The organism is Halorubrum sp. Ea8, assembly GCF_002252925.1.
Lineage (GTDB): Archaea > Halobacteriota > Halobacteria > Halobacteriales > Haloferacaceae > Halorubrum.
The window spans coordinates 1-5,266 of sequence record NZ_NHPF01000119.1 but is presented as its reverse complement, the minus strand read 5'-3'; the positions used below and the strand labels follow the sequence as shown (position 1 = coordinate 5,266).

Annotated in this window: 7 protein-coding genes; 4 read left to right on the top strand and 3 right to left on the bottom strand. The window is 57.7% G+C overall.

The window, feature by feature from the left end; all coding sequences use genetic code 11:
* Window positions 1-636: 636 nt before the first annotated feature.
* Entirely contained in the window at window positions 637-1,002 is a 366-nt protein-coding gene (locus DJ74_RS19710) for a hypothetical protein (RefSeq protein WP_254922179.1), read from the top strand.
* Between the two features lie 72 nt (window positions 1,003-1,074).
* On the opposite strand, the gene DJ74_RS19435 is transcribed toward DJ74_RS19710, so the two are convergent.
* Window positions 1,075-1,887 carry a hypothetical protein gene (locus DJ74_RS19435; RefSeq protein WP_198947989.1) on the bottom strand — a complete coding sequence of 271 codons (813 nt, stop codon included), beginning with the start codon at window positions 1,885-1,887 and terminating at the stop codon, window positions 1,075-1,077.
* Window positions 1,884-2,984: a PQQ-binding-like beta-propeller repeat protein gene (locus DJ74_RS14375; protein WP_198947988.1), complete on the bottom strand. Its 1,101-nt coding sequence runs from the start codon at window positions 2,982-2,984 to the stop codon at window positions 1,884-1,886. The genes DJ74_RS19435 and DJ74_RS14375 overlap by 4 nt, the downstream gene beginning before the upstream one ends.
* 216 nt (window positions 2,985-3,200) lie before the next feature.
* On the opposite strand from DJ74_RS14375, the gene DJ74_RS14370 reads away from it, so the two are divergent.
* Window positions 3,201-3,716, top strand: coding sequence for a hypothetical protein (locus tag DJ74_RS14370; RefSeq protein WP_094525108.1), 516 nt, complete (start codon window positions 3,201-3,203; stop codon window positions 3,714-3,716).
* Window positions 3,717-3,778: 62 nt separating this feature from the next.
* Here the strand turns inward: DJ74_RS14370 and DJ74_RS14365 are convergent, their stop codons facing one another.
* Complete coding sequence (locus DJ74_RS14365) at window positions 3,779-4,102, bottom strand: hypothetical protein (protein WP_094525107.1); 324 nt, start codon at window positions 4,100-4,102, stop codon at window positions 3,779-3,781.
* Between the two features lie 191 nt (window positions 4,103-4,293).
* Here DJ74_RS14365 and DJ74_RS14360 point away from each other — a divergent pair, with 191 nt between their 5' ends.
* On the top strand, window positions 4,294-4,557 hold the full coding sequence (locus tag DJ74_RS14360; RefSeq protein WP_094525106.1) for an AbrB/MazE/SpoVT family DNA-binding domain-containing protein: 264 nt from the start codon (window positions 4,294-4,296) through the stop codon (window positions 4,555-4,557).
* On the top strand, window positions 4,554-4,967 hold the full coding sequence (locus DJ74_RS14355) for a putative toxin-antitoxin system toxin component, PIN family (protein WP_094527686.1): 414 nt from the start codon (window positions 4,554-4,556) through the stop codon (window positions 4,965-4,967). The genes DJ74_RS14360 and DJ74_RS14355 overlap by 4 nt, the downstream gene beginning before the upstream one ends.
* Window positions 4,968-5,266: the final 299 nt, after the last annotated feature.

The following is a 5,266-nucleotide window of genomic DNA, read 5'->3' as shown; positions in this document are numbered from 1 at the left end:
AGAATCTGTTCAACACAGCATTCGCATCAGTTCTCGAACCGATCTATCGGGTGCTTGCGCCGACACCGATCGACTGGTTCGGCGATCTCGCCGCATTGGGGCTCGGGATCGGTGCGTCACCGCTCCGAGCGATTGGCGCAATGGGATTCACAGGAGTGTTCGTCGTCATCGCGGTTGCGTCGCTGTACCGACTCGCAGCGTGGCTCTGGTACGCCGACGGCGTTCACATCACCCACGAAGTCGAGCGATCGGTTGATAGATCATCCCGGTTGGGCGGGCTCTCACGAATTCTCTCACAGCCAGTCTTCGGGGTTGTCGCAGTCGATTGGAAACGCGCTCGTCGGTCACCGATCTCGCTATCGTTCGCGCTGTATCCCCTGATCGTCCTCGCCGGTCCGATTGTCACGGCCGTCCAGACAGGGGAGATCGGAACGGGGCTTCCGTTGTGGATTTTACTCAGTGGAACGTGGGTTGCCGGGTCGTTGTTCGCGCTCAACGTGGTGGGTCANNGTCACACTGCTCTCGGATGCCCCCGAGCGCTCGCTGGTTATCGGCCACGTCGTCTCTGGAGCGCTTCTCATAGCGCCCGTGACCGTCGCGGCAACCGTTATTACAGGCCTCCTCAGTCCGCACTCGGTGCCGGTCGTCATGAGTCTCGGGGCGGCAGCTCTTGTGTTGTCAATCGGGTCGGGCGCGATCGCGACCGGCGTCGGGATCGGGTTCCCACGCTTTGAGGCGGTTAGCGTCTCTCGAAGCACGAAAGCGATCGTCCCGAGCGCTCTCGCGTTCGTCACCTATTCGATTATGGTGCTCGTCGTTGCGCTCCCGACCGGTCTCGCTCACTCTGGTATTACTGGTCACGCGCTCGCCTCGGTCGTCGGTATTAATCAATTCGTGATCGGTCTTAGTGGGACCCTTGTTTCGGCCGTACTCGCGTGTCTCGTCGGTCTCATCTCAATGTACATCGCACGAGATCGTGTTCGCAACTATCGTCTCGGGTGAGCGATCCGTCACGAGTCTCGTGGAGTCGGAGTGTGAGTTCTGTGTCCGTTTTCCGCGTCTCTAGTGAAACTCTCAACTGTACAACTCGTACAACGTTGTGAGTGCTACCGCGTGGACCGTTCCGACAGTCATCACACTGAGTACGACGCCAACGTACGGGATCGCTACCAGCCATCCCGACGTCAACCCTATCCCTACGATCAGCGCAAACAACGGGACACCGTGGCCACGAGAGCGTCGCCAACTCTCCACTGGGGCACTCCGTAGTGGTTCAGCGAACAGGACAGCGACCGGGAGCAAGAACAATCGAACGGCGACAAACGCCAACACTGCGAACGCACCGAGCGCGACGAGGAGTGAGTTTACAGAAACATCGAGATCGATCGCCGTTCCCAAGTGGGTGATGAGGTACACCACCGAGATCCCTCCCGTATAAACGAGAAACCGCCGCCGTGAGACCATTCGGTCGCTTGCCCGTACCATCGTGATCCCCCCGGCGGTAGCAATGGCTCCGATCGCGAGGAGTTCGAGTCCGACGGCATACAGAAGCACGTCCAGTGGGAGATTGATCAGCGCGTCGAGTGAGCGACTGGTCGCCGTCGTCCCTGTCGGATACACCGTATATACGATCTGGAGAGTCGACCCCGACACGGGGGGCTCAACCGGTAGCGGGTCACGTATCCGGAATCGACCGATCACCGTCAGCACACAGCCAGCCACGAGAAACGGGAGCCAGAGCGTCGGCATCGATCGGAGCGTCCGGACGATCTCTGCACCCCCTGACGCCGAATCGCCCCCACGAGACCTCTGGTCGTCGGATGGGTGCTTCGAGAAGTCGTTCGGTGCTCTGTCGTCTCCAGCCTCCATATCTGGGTTCTGAGTCATGACTGCTCCCCCAGTGCCAGCACACGACGGCGATTGGTTACGTACAGGCGACCGTCGCCGATGATCGGCGGAGAGAGTGGAACTTGCTCCGGTTCGTAGCTGAACCGTTCGATTCCGCTATCGACGTCGAACGCACGGAGTCTCCTCTTCTCTTCCACGACATAGACAGTCCCATCGGCAACCACCGGCTTCGACTCACCGACAAACTCACGTGACCAGTACGACTCGCCGGTATCGAGATCGAGCGCGTGGAACGTGTCGTTCCCGTCGCTCAGGAGTACCCTGTCGTCTGTTACGGCCGCCGTACCTTCAGTCGCGTTCCCGTCAAGATCACGCTCCCAGAGCGGCTCGCCGTCCTCGTTGTCGAGTAACGCGACGTCATTTCGCGATGTGACGATCACTCCCGCGTCCGTTACCGGCGTACACAACTGCATCTGATCGTCACGATCCCGGTTCCAGCGCTGCGTTCCATCCTTGATGTCGTACGCCGAGACCTGTCCCGGCCAGTTCGCAACAAATAGCGTGCCATCCTTGATCGTTGGCCGTCCAAACTCGGCGGAGATGACCTCGTCCTCTTGGACAGTCACGCGCCATTCGACGGAGCCGTCGCTGGCGTTCATCGCGGCGATGTCGTTTGTTCCGACGACGGGTGTATACACCATCCCGTCGTGGACGACCGGGTTCGTAGTCGGCGTATGGCTGACAGTGGGTCGATACTCCCCGTATGGCGGTCCATGCCATCGTTCACTACCAATTCCCCGATCGATTCCGGGGATCCCGATCCCGCCGGTGGCGTTGAGACCGTACGTGCCGCCCGTCGACGTGACTGCGAGCGTTGGTGACCGGTACGGCTTCGCGTTGGCGGCGGCCAAACTGGACGTGTACGGACCGCGTCGAACGAACTGTTCAGTTCCGTCTTCGACACGGAGCGCGACCATCCCTCTCCCGGTGGCATAGAGCGTGTCCCCAATTCTGATCGGAGAGCTCGCCCCGTGAAACCATGATGGTGTGTCGTAGATCCAGACGGGTTCAACGTCAGTTACGGGACCCGAGACGGCGGAGTTGTATCGGGTTCCTGCCGGATCGTACCCAGCCATCGGCCACGCTTGGTCCGCGGCAGCGGTCTCCACAGCTGAGCCAGTGATGGCCGTACAACTACTGCCGGCAAGGAGTGCGGTGGCTCCCACTAGTACGCGTCTTCTGGAGGGCATCCCGGTGTGAATTTCAGAAATCAGCCAATACAATTGATTGTACCGGTCCGTAGCTCGAGGCTGGAGGATTGGGATTTTAACTTACGAGTCGAAAGTGTGTGTATGGTCCCCCGCCGATCACTCCTCATCGGAGGCCTCCTGCTCGTTGGTCTCCTTCTTGTTGGAAGTGCGTTCGCAGTCGGTACGCCAGAACCCACAGTCACACTTGAAAATCAGGACAATGAGACTCACTATGTGACGGTGTATACAGTCTCAGACGAAGACCTCGCAGGATACGTTAATTTTGAGGTGACGACCGACGACGGCGATCGGAAACATGTCACATATTCTGACCTCGTCTGGCCCGGCGACTACGAGAATGTGACGCTCGTAGATGACGAGATTGAAACAATGACATTCGTCGTCGAACCCGGAGAAACGGTCGATGGTACGGTTACGAGTTGGTCGAAGGGAGACGTAACCGTGTATATCGCGGAACGAGGGCCAAACCGAGAACACGCGTCATCTCAGATCGTCACTTGTGGAACTCGCGGCCAGACACACTCGTTCACACTACAGGAATTGGGAGGTGGTGGCACAACGACGTGTGGCGGTGGATATAGCTGGATATTTCGATAGAGAATAGACCCACTGTCACAGTTCCGTTGTTCTATCTTCCCATCCGATGTGTCTGACTGTATTCACAGCCACTCGTAGACTGGCGGAATGAGCTCAAGTGAGGTGGCTGCGAGGTAAAGCCCTGTTACCACAAATCCAAGGCCGACCACGATCCCGAGCGTCGATGTGGCCGCGAAGAGTGCCTGACCACCGGCGACCACGAGCACAAAGGCGATACCGACGAGCAACAGCGTCCCAATCACGTCGAGAAGGGCATCTTTGACTGCGGCGTGAACGACCCTGTAGAGAGCAGCCTCGTCAAATCCTGACGCCATTTCACTGTCGGATCCCGACACCGACTCGGAGGCAGGGCTGTCCGGGTCCGAAGAGCGTGAATCGGAGACCATGCATTCCCAATACCTACAGGTACGGCGTAATTGTTCTCACCCTCCTCCGAGCGAATCGAGAGGAATACTAGCGGCCGACTCTGTTGATGTCTTGTCCATCAGACATAACATAGCGTGAAACAGCCGGTCGTTGAAGAGTGCGAATTGACCGGTAGATTCAACCCTTTGCGTAAGGAATCCTTACGCATACAATGGCATCTGATGAACCTGAAGTAACCACAGTAACCTCGAAGGGACAGATCACGATCCCGAGTAAACTCAGAGACCAATTCGGACTCGAACAGGGGACGAAGCTCATGGTTGTCCCGACGGAGTATGGTCTCGTGTTAAAGAAAGTCGACCTCCCATCGATCGAGGAGTTTCAACAGCGTGTTGAAAACCGGACAGACGCGGGCGAAACGTCTCTCGACGAGGTCACTCGACTCGTCCACGAGGCGCGGGACAGCGACGAATGAGGGCGGTGCTGGATACGAACGTCCTCATCTCGGGCGTCATCGCAACCGGCGTGCCACACGAACTTCTCGTCAAGGGATTCGAACGCGAGTACCAGATCGTCGTTTCGGTGGAAACGCTCACCGAGTTCCGTGAAACGCTGCTCAAGTACCCAGAGCGCTTTCACATGAGCGAACACGAGGTACAACAGGAGGTCGAACTGGTCCGATACTATTCGGAGTTCGTCGATCCGCAGGAAGACATTACGGCGGTTGAGGCGGACCCCGACGACGACAAGTTACTTGAAGCGGCCGTCGCCGGTGACGTCGATTACCTTGTCTCCGCCGACGGACACCTGCTCGATCTCGACTCGTTCCGTGGGATCGATATCGTCGAACCGAGGACGTTCTATGATCGACTCGACGCGTCGTGAATATCCAGTACGAGCGATCTGTTCTCAGTCTGTACTGAGCGTTCTGTGAGTCCCCTGTATCGATCGTAATCGGAGCAGAATGTATCATCAGCTAAGAATTCAGCAGAGCCTAGCGGCCAACATTTTACGATATACACATGCGGTATACACAAACTGACTAGTGAAATCTGCCCTGTATTAAGGGATTTAACAGAGTCGCATCTCGATGAATGCCGGGTCGACCTCGTCGTAGACGAGCAGCGAGACACTATCCACGATCGAGGATGTAACCGCAAATCTGTAGTCGGGATTGAACGCGA

What these genes read in the sequence shown, in the direction of transcription:
- DJ74_RS19435 (WP_198947989.1), bottom strand. Translation starts at nt 1,887, where the DNA reads ATGACTCAGAACCCAGATATGGAGGCTGGAGACGACAGAGCACCGAAC.
- DJ74_RS14375 (WP_198947988.1), bottom strand. Translation starts at nt 2,984, where the DNA reads ATGGCTGGGTACGATCCGGCAGGAACCCGATACAACTCCGCCGTCTCG.
- DJ74_RS14370 (WP_094525108.1), top strand. Translation starts at nt 3,201, where the DNA reads ATGGTCCCCCGCCGATCACTCCTCATCGGAGGCCTCCTGCTCGTTGGT.
- DJ74_RS14365 (WP_094525107.1), bottom strand. Translation starts at nt 4,102, where the DNA reads ATGGTCTCCGATTCACGCTCTTCGGACCCGGACAGCCCTGCCTCCGAG.
- DJ74_RS14360 (WP_094525106.1), top strand. Translation starts at nt 4,294, where the DNA reads ATGGCATCTGATGAACCTGAAGTAACCACAGTAACCTCGAAGGGACAG.
- DJ74_RS14355 (WP_094527686.1), top strand. Translation starts at nt 4,554, where the DNA reads ATGAGGGCGGTGCTGGATACGAACGTCCTCATCTCGGGCGTCATCGCA.